Raw genomic sequence first — 15321 nt, 5'->3', positions numbered from 1 at the left:
AGCACTGCTCATGCGTTTCTCGTTCGGCCCGGTCGTAAGCATCGGTGCGGTGGTCGCGGCCGCGCCGTCGCATGCGCAAACCTTCGATCCCCGCTATCCCGTCTGCATGCACGTCTATTCCGGCTCGAGCGGCGGTGGCGGGGAGTGGTATGACTGCTCCTTCACCTCGCTGCCGCAGTGTCGCGCCACGGCGGCGGGCCGCGCCGCGACCTGCGATCTCAATCCGTATTATCCGGTCAGCGTGCCGTCGCCGCGCCAGCGTCACAGGCGAAGCGGCTAGCGCTCACTACGCGGCCACCAATCCCTGTGCTTTCACCAATCGCCAGCGCCTCCTGCGGTTGACCCAGATCAACGCGCGGAATTGCAATCCTCGTCACCCTTGTCTCGAAGCTCGGCATCAGGAGCCCGGCATCACGCCGGCCTGTTAGATCGGGCGCTTGAGGCGAGGACATCTGCATGAACAAGCGCACCGTTATCACGCTCATCGGCGCGGCCTTTGGTTTGATCGCCGTTTCCCAGCCGGCCCGCGCGGACATGATCGCGCGTTACGAATGCAGCACCGCCGGTTTCTATAGCCAGGAGCCGATCGGCGACCGCCCCGACCACAATTTGGTGACTCAGGACTACGTCTGCGTTGGTGTCGATGGCCTGCTGAAAGGCGCGGTCTATTCCGCCTCCAATGCGGTGGAATGGGACGGCCCAAAAGCGACCATCGTATTCGGTGGTGGCGTGCACCGGATTCCCGGTGGACGTCTCGTCACGCAACTGATCGAAGGCTCCGCTCAGGCGGTCATGAAGGACGGCAAGCCCATTGGCGTCGAGTCCTCGGGCAAGGGGATCGTCAAATTCGGTTCGGGTCCGTTCGCCGGGTTGAGCGGCAAAAGCGTCAAGTTCGTCACCACTCCCGTCAATCCAATCCGGTTCAACCTCGAATTCACGGCAGACTGACGCCGCTGCGGAGGCGTGGCTTGCACCTCGGGAAACGCTATTCCTTCTTGATCCCCGACAGCTCGACCACCTTGCGCCAGCGCTCGGTCTCCGCCGTCAGCATGCCGCCGAACTCGCCGGCATTGCCGTGCAGCGGGATCGCGCCGAGTTCGGCGATGCGGACCTTGATCTCGGCGTCGGAGAGCGCGGTGTCGATCTCGCGATTGAGAAGATCGACGATCTCGCGCGGCGTGTCGTGCGGGGCGCCGACGCCGTAGAATGAGCTCGTCTCGTAGCCGGGCAGCGTCTCCGCGATCGGCGGCGCGTCCGGCAGGATCTCCGAACGCTCGCGCGTGGTGACGCCGAGCGCGCGCAGCTTTCCGGCGCGCACCAGCTCGAAGGACGAGGTGACGTTGTCGAACATGCCCTGGATCTGGCCGCTCATCACGTCGGTCAGGCCCGGCGCCGAGCCGCGATAGGGGACGTGGGTGAACCGCACGCCGGCCAGCGACTTGAACAGCTCGCCGGACAGATGCAGCGAGGTGCCGATCCCGGAGGAAGCGATCGACATCTTGCCGGGATTGGCCTTGGCGTAGGCGATGAAGTCGGCGACGGTTTTCACCGGCAGGTCGTTGTTGACGACCAGCACCAGCGGAATCCGCGCGACACCCGCGACCGGCGCGATGCTCTTGGCGAAATCATACGGCAGCGAAGGATCGAACGAGGCGTTGATCGCGTTCGCGGTCGAGGTTAGCAGCAGCGTGTAGCCGTCAGGGGCGGACGTGATGACCGCCTGCGTCCCGATATTGCTGCCGGCGCCCGGCTTGTTCTCGACCACGAAGGTCTGGCCGAGCCGTTCGGACAGGCGCTGGCAGAGCAGCCGCGACAGCACGTCGGTGGCGCCGCCCGGGGCATAAGGCACCACCCATTTCACGCTGCGCGATGGATAGGAGGGGTTGCCGATCGCAAAGGCGCGCGGCGCTACGAGCGCAGCGACGGCACAGGCGGCGGTGTGGAGGAAATGTCGCTTGGTGATCATGGTCGTCTCCAATTCCCCTGTCCCCGCAGCCGAGGCGAGGACACGCGCAGCGCGCCCAAATGACTCGTCTTGGTATCGCAAGAATTGCGCTGCGGCGCACGCCGATCCCACCGGCTTGGTAAAGGATGACTAGAGTTAATCGCGCACTAACCGGCTTTTACCTTGTCTCTTAACACCTGGGCAGGGCGCGCGGGCTAAGCTTGGGGAACCAGCAGACACGTTCCGAAAGTATGAACGGCATGACCACCGGCGTCATCGAGCAACCGAAGGCCGCGCGCGCGCCATCGGCGTCAAAGATCTGGCTGAAGGCGATCGAGCTGACCGCGCGGATCGAGACGCTGCCGGGCCGGCTGTTTGCCGACGTCGTCGACGATTGGGCGCAGCGTCAGCCCGACCGCGTCGCGCTGATCACGGATGACGCAGCGCTCGACTACGAAGGTTTGTCGAAACGCATCAACCGCTATGCGCGCTGGGCGCGCTCGGTCGGTGTGAGCAAGGGCGAAACTGTCGGCCTGATCATGCCGAACGGCCTCGACTATGTTGCCGCCTGGCTCGGCATTAGCCGGATCGGCGGTGTGGTCGCGCTGATCAATACAAAGCTTGTCGGGCAATCGCTCGCGCATTGCCTCGATGTCGCGAGGCCCCTGCACATCATCGTCGCGCACGACCTGGTGGAGACGCTGGAGAGTGCGAAGCCACATCTGAAGACCGAGGCCGAGGTCTGGACTCATGGCGATGCCCGCAGCGAGCGGGCCATCGACGTCGCGCTTGCCGCGCTCGACGACGGCCCGCTTTGTCCCGGAGAGCACGGCGACGTCACCATCGATGATCGCGCGCTGCTGATCTACACGTCCGGCACGACAGGCCTGCCCAAGGCCGCCAGCATCAGCCATCGCCGCATCCTCAATTGGGGCTTTTGGTTCGCCGGCCTCACCGGCGCCGGCCCACAGGACCGGCTCTACGATTGTCTGCCGCTGTTCCACTCGGTCGGCGGCATCGTCGCGCCGTGCAGCATGCTGGCCGCCGGCGGCTCGGTGGTGATCGCGGACAAGTTCTCGGCGTCGAATTTCTGGTCCGACATCGTGCGGCACGACTGCACGCTGTTCCAGTATATCGGCGAGCTCTGCCGCTATCTGCTCAAGGCGCCGCCGTCGGAATACGAGAACCGCCATCGGCTGCGGCTCGTCTGCGGCAACGGCCTGCGCGGCGACATCTGGGAGGACTTTCAGACCCGCTTCGCCATTCCCCGCATCCTCGAATTCTATGCGGCGACCGAAGGCAATTTTTCGCTGTTCAACGTCGAGGGCCAGCCCGGCGCGATCGGCCGTATCCCGCCGCTGCTCGCGCATCGTTTCCCTGCGAGCCTCGTCAAGCTCGACCCTGACAGCGGCGCGCCGTTGCGCAATGAAGAGGGTCTTTGCATCGCCTCCGCCCGTGGCGAGGCGGGCGAGGCCATCGGCCGCATCGGCACGGCGAACCGGGGCGGCGGCCGCTTCGAGGGCTACACGGACGCCGGGGAGACCGAGAAGAAGATCCTGCGCGATGTCTTCGCCAGGGGCGATGCCTGGTTCCGCACCGGCGATCTGATGCGGCTCGACGACAAGGGCTTCTTCCATTTCGTCGATCGCATCGGCGACACCTTTCGCTGGAAGGGCGAGAACGTCGCGACCTCGGAGGTCAACGACGCCGTGCGCGATTTTACCGGCGTCATCGACGCCACCACTTACGGCGTCAGCATCCCCGGCACCGACGGCCGCGCCGGCATGAGCGCAATCGTCGTGAACGAGGGCTTTGACGTCGCGGCATTGCCCGCGCATCTCGCACAGCGCTTGCCGGCCTACGCCCGCCCGGTCTTCATCCGCATCTCGCGCGAACTCGATGCGACCGAGACGTTCAAGCAGAAGAAGGGCGAGCTCGCGCGCGAGGGATTCGACCCCGGCGCGATCTCCGAGCCGCTGTTCATGGCGGAGCCGAAATCCGGCGCCTATGTCGCACTGACTTCCGAGGCTTATGCGCAAATCGTCGACGGTGCGATCAGGTTCTAAACGGATAAACGAAAATCGCCGCCACGAACTCCCTGCGTTCCCTCCCCCACAAGGGGGGAGGGAATGAGAGAGTAGTGCTCACCTCACTTTGAACTCACGGCAAAATCCGCCAGATAGGTCCAATTTTATCTGAATTGTCCAAGAAGCCATTTACTTCTGTCGGGTAAACAGACGGCCATGGGGAGGCGGTCATCAAGAGCCGCCGCAAGACATACGATCGATCAACAAAGCAAGAGGCAAGCCAGCCATGTCGGTAAGGTCCAAGGTCATTGAGGCGATCCAGCAGATCGCCAAGGAACAGCACGTCGCGCTTCCCGCGCTCTCGGACGATCTGTCCCTGCACGAGACGGGTTTCGACTCGCTCGCCTTCGCGATCCTTGTCGCTCGGCTCGAGGACGAGACCGGTGTCGATCCGTTCACCATTTCCGAGGACGCAGCGTTCCCCGCCACGGTCGGCGATTTCGTGCGGGCCTACGAAAATGTCCCCGCGTGAGATCTTTGCGCTTCGCGATCATCTCGGCGCGGAGCTGAAGGGCCGTACGCTGTCGGATGCGCACGATGTCGTGTCGCTGACCGACATCCTGTCGCAGACGGTCCTGGGCGGCCGCCTGCGCGAGCTGTCCGGCCGCGCGGTGCTGCTCAGATTGTCCGACCAGCTCCGGTCGGGCCTTGCCATGATCGAGCTCGACGGCATCGCCCGCCGCATGCTGCTGTGTCCGCCCGATCTCAATCCGGCGTATCTGGACGCGCTGATCGCGGATGCCGGGATCGATGCCGTCGTCACCGACGAGCCCGATCGCTGGGCTGAGACCGGCGTGCCGCTGGTCGTTACCGCACAATTGCCGCTTCAAGCCACCGCGCCCGCGCAGACCGAGTGCGCCACCGAATGGCTGATGCTGACCTCGGGCACGTCAGGCGTGCCGAAGATCGCCGGCCATACGCTGGAAGCGCTGACCGGCGCGATCGTCGCCGAAGGCCCCGCGCGCGGACCGGCGCCGGTGTGGGCGACGTTCTACGACATTCGCCGCTATGGCGGCCTCCAGATCTTCCTCCGCGCCATCCTCTCCGGCGGCTCCATGGTGCTGTCGGATCCGCATGAGGCCCTCGCCGATCACGTCGCGCGGCTGAATGCGCGCGCGGTCTCCCACATCTCCGGCACGCCCTCGCACTGGCGCAAGCTTCTGATGAGCGGCTCGGCCGCGCAATTCGCGCCGGCTTACGTCCGTCTCTCCGGCGAGATCGCCGACCAGGCGGTGCTCGACGGCCTGAAGGCGGCATTCCCGAATTCCTCGGTCGGCCATGCCTACGCCTCGACCGAGGCCGGTGTCGGCTTCGCCGTGAATGACGGGCTCGAGGGCTTTCCGGCCGACTATCTCGGCAACCGCAATGGCGTCGAGATGAAGGTCGTGGACGGCTCGCTGCGCATCCGCTCGACGCGCACCGCACATGCCTATATCGGCCGCGACGCCGCCGCACTTACCGATAATGACGGATTTGTCGACAGCGGCGATATTGTCGAGCTGCGCGGCGACCGCTATTATTTCGTCGGCCGCCGCGGCGGCATCATCAATATCGGTGGGCTGAAGGTCCACCCCGAGGAGATCGAGGCTGTCATCAATCGCCATTCCGACGTCCGGATGTCGCGGGCCAAGTCGCGGAAGAGTCCGATCACCGGCGGCATCGTGGTCGCCGACGTGATCCTCGCCGACGGCACCGACCAGGCGCGCGCGAAGGAGATTCGCGACCAGATCCTGGATCAATGCCGCGCGCAGCTCGCTTCCCACAAGGTGCCGGCGGTGATCCGCTTCGTCGAGACGCTCGACGTCACCCCGGCCGGCAAACTGGCGCGCACCGATGCATAATGTCCTCGTCACCGGCGGCAGCCGCGGTATCGGCCTTGCGATTGGCAAGCGTCTGGCTGGCGCCGGCTACAACGTGATTGCCGCGGCGCGCCGCGAGAGCGACGAGCTCAGGGCCGCCATTGGCGAGTCCGAGGGTCGTCTGCATTTCCGAGCCTGCGATCTCGCGGTGATCGACGCGATTCCCGCTTTCGCAAAGCTCGTGCGCGACGAATTCGGCCCGATCTACGGCCTCGTCAACAATGCCGGCCTCGGCACCGAAGGCCTGCTCGCGACCATGCACAATTCCGAGATCGAGGCGCTGGTGCAGCTCAACGTGCTGTCGCCGATCATTCTCACCAAATATGTCGCACGGCAGATGATGGCCGATGGTGCCGGCCGCATCATCAACATCTCCTCGATCATCGCGACGACCGGCTATAACGGCCTGTCCGTCTATGGCGCGACCAAGGCGGCCGCCACCGGCTTTACCCGCTCGCTCGCGCGTGAAGTCGGCAAGCTCGGCATCACCGTGAACGCGATTGCGCCTGGTTTCATCGACACCGAGCTGACTCACAATCTCTCCGACGAAGGACGCAAACGCATCGCGGGCCGAAGTGCATTGCGCCGGCTGCCGGAGACGGAAGACGTCGCACGGATGGTGGAATATCTGCTCGGCGATGGCGGCCGCAACGTCACGGGCACCGTGTTCACGGTCGACGCCGGGAACACGGCGTAAGGCGGAACTTCACCGCCACAATTGCATTGATTCGGTGCAATGACATTCGACCGGATTTGGTCGTAAGATGCCCCCGCAATCGATTGGGTTACGTCAATCGATCTGCCCCAATCGACAGGGAGCAGTGCATGACCATGCGAAACATGACCGCTTCAAATCAGGGCCGGACGGAGCAATCGCGCGCGAAGCCGGACGACGTCCGTTGTCCGCCGATGACGCACCAGAATTCCGGCGATCACGGTCACGAGATGTACCCGCAGCAATTCGTGCGCTTGGTCGGCTGCCATGACGCGTCTCACGACGCCTTGCGCAACCGTGAGGATGAGAAGCTGCACTAGTCGCTCACGTCCGAGGCTTAGGCAGGTCAATCCGTTCGTGTGAGAATTCCGGCGGCCCTTCGGTGAGGCGGCGGATGCGACGCTCGCGTTCGTCCTCCGGCAATGCGGGATCGAGCAGTCCCTCGATCTCATGCACCGCGAGCTCCTCGAGCCTGGTCGCGTCCGAGACGACCGTGGACCCCGATGCCGGTGTGGGAGGCGCGATCCTCAGGCCGAACTCGACCAGCTTGCAGATCGCATCCGAGCGCGACAGTTGATGGGCCTCCGCCCAGGCATCGACAGTGGCGGTCAGCAGCTCCGGCATTTTCACCGCACTGATCGCGTCCAGCCCCGTGCGTCGGCGTACCGGCGAGGTGGAGTCCTTGCTACCAAAATCAGACACCCCGATCATCCCGCGCAACCATTTCAGATGGCTCAACCGTAAACGTCATTTTCGGCCGGCTGTTTGATGCTGATCAATGACAAGCTGCGGCATTGCGGCGCGGTGCGATCTTGTTGTCCGCCGCCATTTCGGCCAATGATCGGGACTTCGAGGGGGCGCCAGCCGGCGAACCCGGATCGGTCCTGCCACGTACTTCTCCTGGACGCGTCCAACCATTCGGCATCATCCGATGACATCAGGCGAATCCTTCTATGGCGGCATCCCCGTCTTCCGCGGCTTCACCAGCCTGATGGACCCCGCGCTCTATGCGTCGCTGCCGGATGACTGGAGCATCGGTGTCGCCGACATCGTCGATTCCACCAAGGCGATCGCGGCGCAGCGCTACAAGGCGGTCAACATGGCCGGCGCTGCCGTGATCGCGGCGGTGACCAATGCGCTTGAGGGACGGGAATTCCCCTTCGTGTTCGGCGGTGACGGCGCGAGCTTTGCGGTCGCGCCCGGCGATCTCGATCGCGCCCGGGACGCGCTGGCTGCGACCGCGACCTGGGTACGGGAGGATCTCGATCTGACGATGCGTGTTGCGCTGGTGCCGGTGAGTGCGATCCGGGCGCAAGGTCTCGACGTGCGCGTCGCGCGCTTCGGTCCGTCGGCGAACCTGTCCTATGCGATGTTCTCCGGCGGCGGGCTCGCCTGGGCCGACGCCGCGATGAAGCGCGGCGAGTTCGCCGTCGCTGAGGCGCCGGCCGGCACGCAGCCGGATCTGTCCGGCCTGTCCTGCCGCTTCGAGGTGATTCCGGCCTCGCGCGGCCTGATCCTGTCGGTTCTGGTGATGCCGGCACGCGGCGCGGACCCGCCGGCGTTCCGCAAGGTGATCGAGGACATCATCCACCTCGTCGAACGCAGCCCGGACGGCGCCCGCCCGGTGCCGCCACAGGGGCCGCCGCTGAAATGGCCGCCGCAGGGGCTGGACTACGAAGCCCGCACCAAGCGCGGCGGCCCGCTGCTCGCGCGCCGCGCCGGCGTGCTGGCCTACACGCTGTTCGCCTATCTGATCATGCGCTTCGACATCAAGGTCGGCGGTTTCGTGCCCAACCTCTACAAACGTCAGGTGGTCGAGAACTCGGACTTCAGGAAATATGACGACGGCCTGCGCATGATCCTCGACTGTACACCCGAGCTCGAACGCACCCTCAGCGATCGTCTCGCGGCTGCCGCGCGCGAGGGCGTCGTGCGCTACGGCCTCTACCCGCAGGACGCCGCGATGATGACCTGCTTCACGCCGTCGGCGCTGCGCAGCGACCACGTGCACTTCATCGACGGCGCGCGGGGCGGCTACGCCTCGGCGGCGACGGCGCTGAAGGCGATGATGGCTTGAAGCGCTAGCGTCCCGCGCGCGTCCAGGTTTCGCCCCCGCAAAGCGCGCCGACGCAGCCTTCGACCCGCAGCGAGTCTGCACCCGTGACCGAGACGCTGCTCGCATAGGTGCTGCCGTCGTCGGCATTGTAGATCTGGCCCGACCATTTGTTCGGGCCGGACGGCTGCATGCCGCTGAACAACGGCAGGCCGATCATCGGCCGTCTCGCCAGCGCGGGATTGGGATTCTTGCTGTCGGTGGCGGGCTGGCCGGTCGCGGTGTCCATGGGTTCGCGCAGCCAGATGATAACGCCGCAGAGGCCGCCGCCGCACTTGCTGATCTTGACGCGGGCGTCGCCGGCCTGTGTGAGCCAGGTCCCGTCAGCGCTCTGCGCCTGGGCGGCAGTCGCGCCAAGCAGCGCAGCCAGAAGGACGATGAGAGTAGCGAATCTGGAAATCATGGAGGGGCCCCGAAGTGGAGCGCCTCCATAGCAGCCCAGCAGGATAGTGCAACGCTGGATGGAATCACATTCCCGCGCTTATTTGCCTGCGCTCATTTGCCCCAGCGCGCGAAAGCGACGGAGGCCGCGGTAGACAGTCCGAACACCACCATCGCGCCGCCGACCAGCGCGAACAAGGTCCAGGCCGGCGCTTGCGCCATTATGAGGACGCCGCCGCCGATCGCGACGGTCAGAAGCCGCGCGGTGGAGGCCAGCACCGGTCCGCCGACGCGCGCGGCGCCCTGTGAGGAGAAGTACAGCGACACGCCCATGCCGAAGAACGCGAAGGCCGGGCCGGCCCAGTGGAAATAGCTGTGCGCGGCGGCGGTGACGCCGGGGTCGGCCGTGAAGAGCGAGGCCCACAACGCGGGATCGAGCGCAATGACGAGTCCGATCAGGCCGACGGTGAGGGCGGACGCCGCGGCTGCGGTCCAGGCCACGCGCCGTGCGCGCTTCACATGCCCGGCGCCGATCGCCATGCCGACCATCGGCACCGAGGCGATGCCGAAGGCGAAGGTGATCGGGATCAGCAGAAATTCCAGCCGCGAGCCGATGCCGTAACCGGCCAGCATCTCGGTGCCGAACGTCGCCAGGATCCTGGTGAAGATCAGAATGGTGAGCACGGTCTGCAGCGGCGAGAGGCAGGCGACCGCGCCCACCTTGAGGATGTCCAGGAACATCGCGCGCTCAAAATGAAACGCGCGGAAATCCAGCGGCAGCCGGCTGCGGCCTGACAAGAGATACCAGAGGAAGAAGACCGCGGCGCAGGTGAATGCGATCAACTGGCCGGCGGCGACGCCCGGCATGCCGAATTGCTTCACGCCGAACAGGCCGAGCCCCAGCGTGCCGCCGAGCGCGATCTGGAGCACGCTTGCCCCGATCAGTGTCATCGAGGGCAGGCGCATGTCGCCGGTGCCGCGGATCACCGAGGCCAGCGTGTTGACGAGCCAGATCGCGACCGCGCCGGAGAACAGCACCTGCGAATAACCGCTGGCTTCCTCGAGCACGCGCTCGCGGCCGCCGAGCAGCGTGAAGAACGAGCGGCCGAAGACCAGCATCGTTACCGTGAAGAACAGCCCGCCGCAGAGGCCGATGATGGCGGCATGCAGCGCCAGCGTCGCGGCGCGGTCGCGATCCCCGGCGCCGAGCGCGCGGCTGATCGCGGATGAGACGCCGCCGCCCATCGCGCCCGCGCTCATCATCTGCGTCAGCATCGCGAACGGGAACACCAGCGCGATCGCCGCGAGCGGGATGGTGCCGAGCCGGCCGATATAGGAGGTCTCGGCGATCGCGACCAGCGTGCTGCCGACCATCGCGATCATGTTGGGGATCGCGAGCCGCAGCAGCGTCGGCAGGATCGGCGCCGTCAGCAGGCTGGCGATGGGGGAGGCGACCGGTGCACGCGGCGGGGCGGCGTCTATGGGGGCGTCGATCGTCATGTCCACGGTGCGGAATATTGGATGATGACCGACATATTACAGGGCGTGGCTCTCTGGCACCAGCCCTCCGGTCACGCAGGGCTCACCAGGGCAAGCCGCATAGGTCGATGGTGCCCAGCGTCGGCGCGCGGACGATGTTGAAGACGTACGGCGCCATGTAGTCGAAGCGGATCCGCCCCTCCGGCTGCTCGCAATAGACCTCGCCCTTGAAGGGCAGCCAGCTGCGGGATTCGTAGAACGCAAAATTGTGCGGCTCGCAGAACAGCAGCGCGAAGCGGACCGCCTCGTTGGCGCGCATGGTGTGCACCGCCGCGTCGATAGCCATGGTGGCGTAGCCGCGACCGCGCCGGTCCTCGCGCGTGCAGACGCCGCCGATGCCGCCGGCGTGAACCTTCTGCCCGTTCCAGGTGACGGTGCGAAAGTAGACGCCGACGTGGCAGACGAGGCCGTCCTCGGGCGTCTCGAGCAGCACGCGAAGATGGGCGTTGTCCCATTTGACGTGAGCCCAGGGCTTGTCCGCGACCACATGCGGTCCCCAGACCGCCTGATGCAGCGGCTCGGCGATCGGCCACGAGGCGTCGCCGTTCAAGATGTCGATCTCGATGGTCATGGCTTCGTCCTTCGCAGCTCCGCTTCGTGGCGCATTCGTTCTGTCATAAGCGCTTCAAAGGCAACGATATTTTATGGCGAACCGCACGGCTGATGACCAGCGCGTGCTGCGACGATTTTATGCAATCCAGCCAAGCGGCACCCATCACGCGTTTTCGCAAATTCTGAGGTATTTAACGGCCGCGGAACCTTCTATAAGGGATGACCGTTAGAACACGTTCCCCACCCAGTTGCGGACAAGAACCCATGACCTTTACGCTGCCCCCTCTCCCTTACGCCTATGACGCCCTCGGCCAGTTCATGTCGAAGGAGACGCTCGAATTCCACCACGACAAGCATCATCAGGCCTACGTCACCAACGGCAACAACGCGCTCAAGGGCACCGAATGGGAAGGCAAGTCCCTTGAGGAGATCGTCAAGGGCTCGTTCGGCAAGAACCCCGCGGTGTTCAACAATGCCGGCCAGCACTACAACCACATCCACTTCTGGAGCTGGATGAAGCCCAATGGCGGCGGCACCAAGCTGCCCGGCAAGCTCGAGAAGAAGATCAACGAGGACCTCGGCGGTTTCGAGAAGTTCAAGACCGACTTCCAGGCGGCCGGCGTCGGCCAGTTCGGCTCCGGCTGGTGCTGGCTCCAGGTCAAGAACGGCAAGCTCGAGATCTCCAAGACCCCGAACGGCGAGAATCCGCTGGTGCACGGCGCCACCCCGATCCTCGGCTGCGACGTCTGGGAGCACTCCTACTACATCGACTATCGCAACCGCCGTCCGGACTATCTCAAGGCGTTCGTCGAGAACCTCGTGAACTGGGAATACGTCGAGTCCCTGTTCGACAAGGCGTAAGGCTTTACTCCGTCATTCCGGGGCGATGCGTAGCATCGAACCCGGAATCTCGAGATTCCGGGTTCGGCTTCGCCGCCCCGGAATGACAGACAAGGCGGTCGCATGCGCGGCCGCCTTTTTGCTGTGCGGAATTGATTGAACCAGTCCTGCGCCGTGCGCGCATCGGTCTGTGATCGTACCGTTTGCATCGCATGGACGGCGCCCTTAATCAGGACGGGCATCACCATCGAGCCGCCCCACACCCGTTGTCAGACCCTTCCCCGAAAGACCCGGCGCCTGCCGAGGACGCGGAGTCCGAGCCGCGGCCGGGACGCGTGCGCAAGCCGATCGGCTGGTCGACCATCATTATCGCGGCCCTGGTGGCGGTGAGCGCGGCGCTGGTCTGGCGGCGTGACGGCACCGACGGCGTTCTCGACATTCTCACCCACGACCTCTCGCTGTTCGGCGGCATCCTGCCGCGCGTGCTGGCAGGATGCCTGCTCGGCGCCTTCATCTCCGAGATCCTGCCGCACGAAAAAGTCTCGCGCTCGCTCGGGCCGCAATCCGGCCTGAAGGGCCTTCTGATCGGCACCGCCTTTGGCGCGATCCTGCCGGGCGGTCCCTTCACCGCCTATCCCGTGGCGAGCGCGCTGCTGGCGGTCGGCGCTGATTTCGGCGCCACCATCGCCATGGTCGTGAGCTGGACCCTGATCGGCTACGGCCGGGCGGTCGCCTGGGAAATCCCGATCATGGGCACCGATTTCACGCTGTGGCGGATCGTCATCTCGCTGCCGCTGCCGGTGCTCGCAGGCGGCCTCGGCCGCTTCGTCTATGTCCGGCTCTATCCGAAGCGTGACAGCGATGAGGAGGCGAGTTGAGCGCGGCGCTCCTCATCGACATCCTGCTATGGGGCTCGGTCTTCGGCGTCGGCCTGATCGCTTTCCGTCGCGGCCCGCCGGTGTTCAAGGCTTCGCTGCGCGAAGGCTCGATGGACTTCATCAACATCGTGCCGCGGATCGCGTTGGGGGTGATCGGCTCCGGCTACATCGCCGCCATCATCCCCCAGGAGGTGATCACCGGCTGGCTCGGACCGGACAGCGGCTGGCTGGGGGTCGCGACCGCCGTGGTCGCCGGTGCCGCCACGCCCGGCGGCCCCGTGATCGGCTTCTCCATCGGGACCGTGGCGCTGAAGTCGGGCGGCGGGGTGCCGCAAGTGGTCGCCTATGTCGTCGCCTGGGCGCTGTTTGCCTTCCAGCGGGTGATTTTGTGGGAAATCCCGTTCATGCCGGCCCGTTTCGTCTGGTTCCGCTGCGCCGTCTCGGTGCCGTTCCCGTTCGTGGCGGCCGCCATCGCGATGGTGATCGGCAAGCCCTGAGCCCGGCGTGGACAGGCGTAATGTTATAATATAACGTCCAGACATGGTTCCCGCCGCGTCCCACGCCCACCATCACGACCATGCCCACGGCCATTCTCATGGCGACGCGCATTCGCACGGGCACGACCACACCCATGCCCACGTCCATGACGCGACCTCGCCGCATCCGGCCCAGGCGGCGCCCTGGTCGATCCTGCGCATGACCATGGCGGGCCGCCTCTCGGCCGCCGTTGCCGTCTGCGCCGTGCTCTGGGGCATCGTCTTTCTGGCAATGAGGTGACGATGGCGGCGCTGCATTTCCACAACGTCACGCTGGGCTACGACCGGCATCCGGCCGTGCACCATCTCAACGGCGAGGTTGCGCCGGGTGCGCTGGTCGCCGTGATCGGCCCGAACGGCGCCGGCAAGTCGACCCTGCTGCGCGGCATCGTCGGCATCCTCAGGCCGCTCGACGGCAGCATCCATCTCGGCGGGCTCGACTCCCGCGATATCGCCTATCTGCCGCAGAGCGCGGAGATCGACCGCAGCTTCCCCATTTCGGTGTTCGACTTCGTCGGCACCGGCCTGTGGCGCGGCACCGGCCTGTTCGGCGGAATCGGCAAAGCCGCGCGCGAAAAAATCCTCCGCGCGATCGGCGCCGTTGGGCTGAATGGCTTCGAGAACCGCCCGATCGGCACGCTCTCCGGCGGTCAGATGCAGCGCGTGCTGTTCGCGCGCGTGTTGCTCCAGGACGCGCGGTTGATCGTGCTCGACGAGCCCTTCAACGCCATCGACAGCAAGACCACGACTGACCTGCTCGCGCTGGTGAAGCGCTGGCACGGCGAGGGCCGCACGGTGCTCGCCGCGCTGCATGACATGGAGATGGTGCGCAGCCATTTCACCGAGACCCTGGTGCTGGCGCGCGGCCCTGTGGCATGGGGCCCGACGGCGGAGGTGCTGACGCCGGAGAACCTCATGGTCGCGATGCGGATGTGCGAGGCGTTCGACGACAGCGCCGCGGCCTGCGCGGCCGACGATGCCCGCTCGCGGGCGGCGTGACCGCAAATGCTCCATGACGCGCTGATCGGTCCGTTCACCGAATTTGAGTTCATGCGGCGCGCGCTTGCCGCCGTGATCGCGCTGTCGCTCGCGGGCGCGCCGATCGGCGTATTCCTGATGCTGCGCCGGATGAGCCTCGTCGGCGATGCCATGGCGCATGCGATCCTGCCGGGCGCGGCGGTCGGCTTCCTGCTCTCCGGCCTCAATCTGTTCGCGATGACGGCCGGCGGCCTGTTCGCGGGCTTTGCGGTCGCGATCCTCGCCGGTGTGGTCGCGCGCTCGACCGGGCTGAAGGAGGACGCGTCGCTCGCGACCTTCTACCTGGCCTCGCTGGCGCTGGGAGTGACCATCGTCTCGATCAAGGGCACCAATATCGACCTGCTGCACGTGCTGTTCGGCAACATCCTTGCGATGGACGACCAGACGCTGCTGGTGGTCGCCTTCAACGCCACGGTGACGCTGCTGGTGCTCGCCGTGATCTACCGCCCGCTGGTGATCGAGAGTGTCGATCCGCTGTTTCTACGCACCGTCAGCCGGGCCGGGGGACCTGCGCATCTCGCTTTCCTCGCGCTCGTCGTGATCAACCTCGTCAACGGCTTTCAGGCGCTCGGCACGCTGCTCGCGGTGGGGCTGATGATCCTGCCGGCCGGCATCGCGCGGTTCTGGTCGCGCGATCTCACGGCGATGATCTGCATCGCGGTCGTCGCCGCCGCAGTCTCGGGCTATGCCGGCCTCGTGCTGTCGTTCCAGACCCGCGTGCCGTCGGGCCCTGCTATCATTCTGGTCGCGACCGTGCTCTACATCGTCTCGGTGCTGTTCGGCCGTGTCGGCGGTATCGTCCGGCAACTGTTTCCCGGCCGGCATCTGGAAGCGTGAC

19 protein-coding genes are annotated in these 15321 nt (G+C 65.8%); 14 read left to right on the top strand and 5 right to left on the bottom strand.

Annotated features, from left to right (window positions below):
* Positions 1 to 10: 10 nt before the first annotated feature.
* Together EI171_RS43775 and EI171_RS43770 are read left to right on the top strand one after the other, a co-directional pair.
* Positions 11 to 280 (top strand): DUF3551 domain-containing protein, encoded by a 270-nt coding sequence (locus EI171_RS43775; RefSeq protein ID WP_161536824.1) that lies wholly within the window; start codon positions 11 to 13, stop codon positions 278 to 280.
* A gap of 176 nt (positions 281 to 456) precedes the next feature.
* Positions 457 to 948 (top strand): hypothetical protein, encoded by a 492-nt coding sequence (locus EI171_RS43770; protein ID WP_060908858.1) that lies wholly within the window; start codon positions 457 to 459, stop codon positions 946 to 948.
* Positions 949 to 985: 37 nt separating this feature from the next.
* On the opposite strand, the gene EI171_RS43765 is transcribed toward EI171_RS43770, so the two are convergent.
* The gene (locus EI171_RS43765; protein WP_060908857.1) at positions 986 to 1966 is read right to left on the bottom strand and encodes a tripartite tricarboxylate transporter substrate binding protein; all 981 of its coding nucleotides are present in this window, start codon (positions 1964 to 1966) and stop codon (positions 986 to 988) included.
* A gap of 230 nt (positions 1967 to 2196) precedes the next feature.
* Between EI171_RS43765 and EI171_RS43760 the strand changes: the two genes are divergently transcribed.
* The 5 genes from EI171_RS43760 to EI171_RS43740 all read left to right on the top strand — a co-directional run bounded on the left by EI171_RS43760 (position 2197) and on the right by EI171_RS43740 (position 6926).
* Positions 2197 to 4011, top strand: coding sequence for a long-chain-acyl-CoA synthetase (locus EI171_RS43760; protein WP_161536823.1), 1815 nt, complete (start codon positions 2197 to 2199; stop codon positions 4009 to 4011).
* Positions 4012 to 4258: 247 nt separating this feature from the next.
* Positions 4259 to 4504, top strand: coding sequence for an acyl carrier protein (locus EI171_RS43755; protein WP_007597226.1), 246 nt, complete (start codon positions 4259 to 4261; stop codon positions 4502 to 4504).
* Positions 4491 to 5873 carry a class I adenylate-forming enzyme family protein gene (locus EI171_RS43750; protein ID WP_161536822.1) on the top strand — a complete coding sequence of 461 codons (1383 nt, stop codon included), beginning with the start codon at positions 4491 to 4493 and terminating at the stop codon, positions 5871 to 5873. Before EI171_RS43755 ends, EI171_RS43750 begins: the two co-directional genes overlap by 14 nt.
* A complete protein-coding gene (locus EI171_RS43745) occupies positions 5866 to 6588 on the top strand; it encodes an SDR family NAD(P)-dependent oxidoreductase (protein WP_011090507.1) in 723 nt (240 codons plus the stop codon). Before EI171_RS43750 ends, EI171_RS43745 begins: the two co-directional genes overlap by 8 nt.
* Positions 6589 to 6716: 128 nt before the next feature.
* On the top strand, positions 6717 to 6926 hold the full coding sequence (locus EI171_RS43740; protein ID WP_028173835.1) for a hypothetical protein: 210 nt from the start codon (positions 6717 to 6719) through the stop codon (positions 6924 to 6926).
* Between the two features lie 4 nt (positions 6927 to 6930).
* On the opposite strand, the gene EI171_RS43735 is transcribed toward EI171_RS43740, so the two are convergent.
* Positions 6931 to 7317 carry a hypothetical protein gene (locus EI171_RS43735; RefSeq protein ID WP_028173836.1) on the bottom strand — a complete coding sequence of 129 codons (387 nt, stop codon included), beginning with the start codon at positions 7315 to 7317 and terminating at the stop codon, positions 6931 to 6933.
* A gap of 220 nt (positions 7318 to 7537) precedes the next feature.
* Here EI171_RS43735 and EI171_RS43730 point away from each other — a divergent pair, with 220 nt between their 5' ends.
* Positions 7538 to 8683 (top strand): DUF3095 domain-containing protein, encoded by a 1146-nt coding sequence (locus EI171_RS43730; protein WP_028173837.1) that lies wholly within the window; start codon positions 7538 to 7540, stop codon positions 8681 to 8683.
* Positions 8684 to 8687: 4 nt separating this feature from the next.
* Here the strand turns inward: EI171_RS43730 and EI171_RS43725 are convergent, their stop codons facing one another.
* From EI171_RS43725 to EI171_RS43715, 3 genes are all read right to left on the bottom strand, one after another.
* Positions 8688 to 9122 carry a DUF2147 domain-containing protein gene (locus tag EI171_RS43725; protein WP_028173838.1) on the bottom strand — a complete coding sequence of 145 codons (435 nt, stop codon included), beginning with the start codon at positions 9120 to 9122 and terminating at the stop codon, positions 8688 to 8690.
* A gap of 92 nt (positions 9123 to 9214) precedes the next feature.
* Positions 9215 to 10600, bottom strand: a complete 1386-nt coding sequence (locus tag EI171_RS43720) for an MATE family efflux transporter (protein WP_161536821.1) — start codon at positions 10598 to 10600, stop codon at positions 9215 to 9217.
* Between the two features lie 82 nt (positions 10601 to 10682).
* Entirely contained in the window at positions 10683 to 11210 is a 528-nt protein-coding gene (locus EI171_RS43715; protein WP_028173840.1) for a GNAT family N-acetyltransferase, read from the bottom strand.
* Between the two features lie 245 nt (positions 11211 to 11455).
* Here EI171_RS43715 and EI171_RS43710 point away from each other — a divergent pair, with 245 nt between their 5' ends.
* From EI171_RS43710 to EI171_RS43685, 6 genes are all read left to right on the top strand, one after another.
* Complete coding sequence (locus EI171_RS43710; RefSeq protein WP_014491764.1) at positions 11456 to 12052, top strand: superoxide dismutase; 597 nt, start codon at positions 11456 to 11458, stop codon at positions 12050 to 12052.
* A gap of 245 nt (positions 12053 to 12297) precedes the next feature.
* Positions 12298 to 12909 carry a permease gene (locus EI171_RS43705; protein ID WP_028173841.1) on the top strand — a complete coding sequence of 204 codons (612 nt, stop codon included), beginning with the start codon at positions 12298 to 12300 and terminating at the stop codon, positions 12907 to 12909.
* Entirely contained in the window at positions 12906 to 13406 is a 501-nt protein-coding gene (locus EI171_RS43700; RefSeq protein WP_008138982.1) for a hypothetical protein, read from the top strand. Before EI171_RS43705 ends, EI171_RS43700 begins: the two co-directional genes overlap by 4 nt.
* 43 nt (positions 13407 to 13449) lie before the next feature.
* Positions 13450 to 13686 carry a hypothetical protein gene (locus EI171_RS43695; RefSeq protein WP_028173842.1) on the top strand — a complete coding sequence of 79 codons (237 nt, stop codon included), beginning with the start codon at positions 13450 to 13452 and terminating at the stop codon, positions 13684 to 13686.
* A 2-nt stretch (positions 13687 to 13688) separates the two neighbouring features.
* On the top strand, positions 13689 to 14444 hold the full coding sequence (locus EI171_RS43690) for a metal ABC transporter ATP-binding protein (RefSeq protein WP_028173843.1): 756 nt from the start codon (positions 13689 to 13691) through the stop codon (positions 14442 to 14444).
* 6 nt (positions 14445 to 14450) lie between these two features.
* Positions 14451 to 15320: a metal ABC transporter permease gene (locus tag EI171_RS43685; protein ID WP_011090495.1), complete on the top strand. Its 870-nt coding sequence runs from the start codon at positions 14451 to 14453 to the stop codon at positions 15318 to 15320.
* Position 15321 lies beyond the last annotated feature (1 nt).

It is taken from the genome of Bradyrhizobium sp. LCT2 (assembly GCF_009931255.1).
Taxonomy (GTDB): domain Bacteria; phylum Pseudomonadota; class Alphaproteobacteria; order Rhizobiales; family Xanthobacteraceae; genus Bradyrhizobium; species Bradyrhizobium diazoefficiens.
Note: the sequence above shows the minus strand (reverse complement) of the source record. Positions and strands in the feature narration are given on the sequence as shown.

What these genes read in the sequence shown, in the direction of transcription:
- EI171_RS43775 (WP_161536824.1), top strand. Translation starts at nt 11, where the DNA reads ATGCGTTTCTCGTTCGGCCCGGTCGTAAGCATCGGTGCGGTGGTCGCG.
- EI171_RS43770 (WP_060908858.1), top strand. Translation starts at nt 457, where the DNA reads ATGAACAAGCGCACCGTTATCACGCTCATCGGCGCGGCCTTTGGTTTG.
- EI171_RS43765 (WP_060908857.1), bottom strand. Translation starts at nt 1,966, where the DNA reads ATGATCACCAAGCGACATTTCCTCCACACCGCCGCCTGTGCCGTCGCT.
- EI171_RS43760 (WP_161536823.1), top strand. Translation starts at nt 2,197, where the DNA reads ATGAACGGCATGACCACCGGCGTCATCGAGCAACCGAAGGCCGCGCGC.
- EI171_RS43755 (WP_007597226.1), top strand. Translation starts at nt 4,259, where the DNA reads ATGTCGGTAAGGTCCAAGGTCATTGAGGCGATCCAGCAGATCGCCAAG.
- EI171_RS43750 (WP_161536822.1), top strand. Translation starts at nt 4,491, where the DNA reads ATGTCCCCGCGTGAGATCTTTGCGCTTCGCGATCATCTCGGCGCGGAG.
- EI171_RS43745 (WP_011090507.1), top strand. Translation starts at nt 5,866, where the DNA reads ATGCATAATGTCCTCGTCACCGGCGGCAGCCGCGGTATCGGCCTTGCG.
- EI171_RS43740 (WP_028173835.1), top strand. Translation starts at nt 6,717, where the DNA reads ATGACCATGCGAAACATGACCGCTTCAAATCAGGGCCGGACGGAGCAA.
- EI171_RS43735 (WP_028173836.1), bottom strand. Translation starts at nt 7,317, where the DNA reads ATGATCGGGGTGTCTGATTTTGGTAGCAAGGACTCCACCTCGCCGGTA.
- EI171_RS43730 (WP_028173837.1), top strand. Translation starts at nt 7,538, where the DNA reads ATGACATCAGGCGAATCCTTCTATGGCGGCATCCCCGTCTTCCGCGGC.
- EI171_RS43725 (WP_028173838.1), bottom strand. Translation starts at nt 9,122, where the DNA reads ATGATTTCCAGATTCGCTACTCTCATCGTCCTTCTGGCTGCGCTGCTT.
- EI171_RS43720 (WP_161536821.1), bottom strand. Translation starts at nt 10,600, where the DNA reads ATGACGATCGACGCCCCCATAGACGCCGCCCCGCCGCGTGCACCGGTC.
- EI171_RS43715 (WP_028173840.1), bottom strand. Translation starts at nt 11,210, where the DNA reads ATGACCATCGAGATCGACATCTTGAACGGCGACGCCTCGTGGCCGATC.
- EI171_RS43710 (WP_014491764.1), top strand. Translation starts at nt 11,456, where the DNA reads ATGACCTTTACGCTGCCCCCTCTCCCTTACGCCTATGACGCCCTCGGC.
- EI171_RS43695 (WP_028173842.1), top strand. Translation starts at nt 13,450, where the DNA reads ATGGTTCCCGCCGCGTCCCACGCCCACCATCACGACCATGCCCACGGC.
- EI171_RS43690 (WP_028173843.1), top strand. Translation starts at nt 13,689, where the DNA reads ATGGCGGCGCTGCATTTCCACAACGTCACGCTGGGCTACGACCGGCAT.
- EI171_RS43685 (WP_011090495.1), top strand. Translation starts at nt 14,451, where the DNA reads ATGCTCCATGACGCGCTGATCGGTCCGTTCACCGAATTTGAGTTCATG.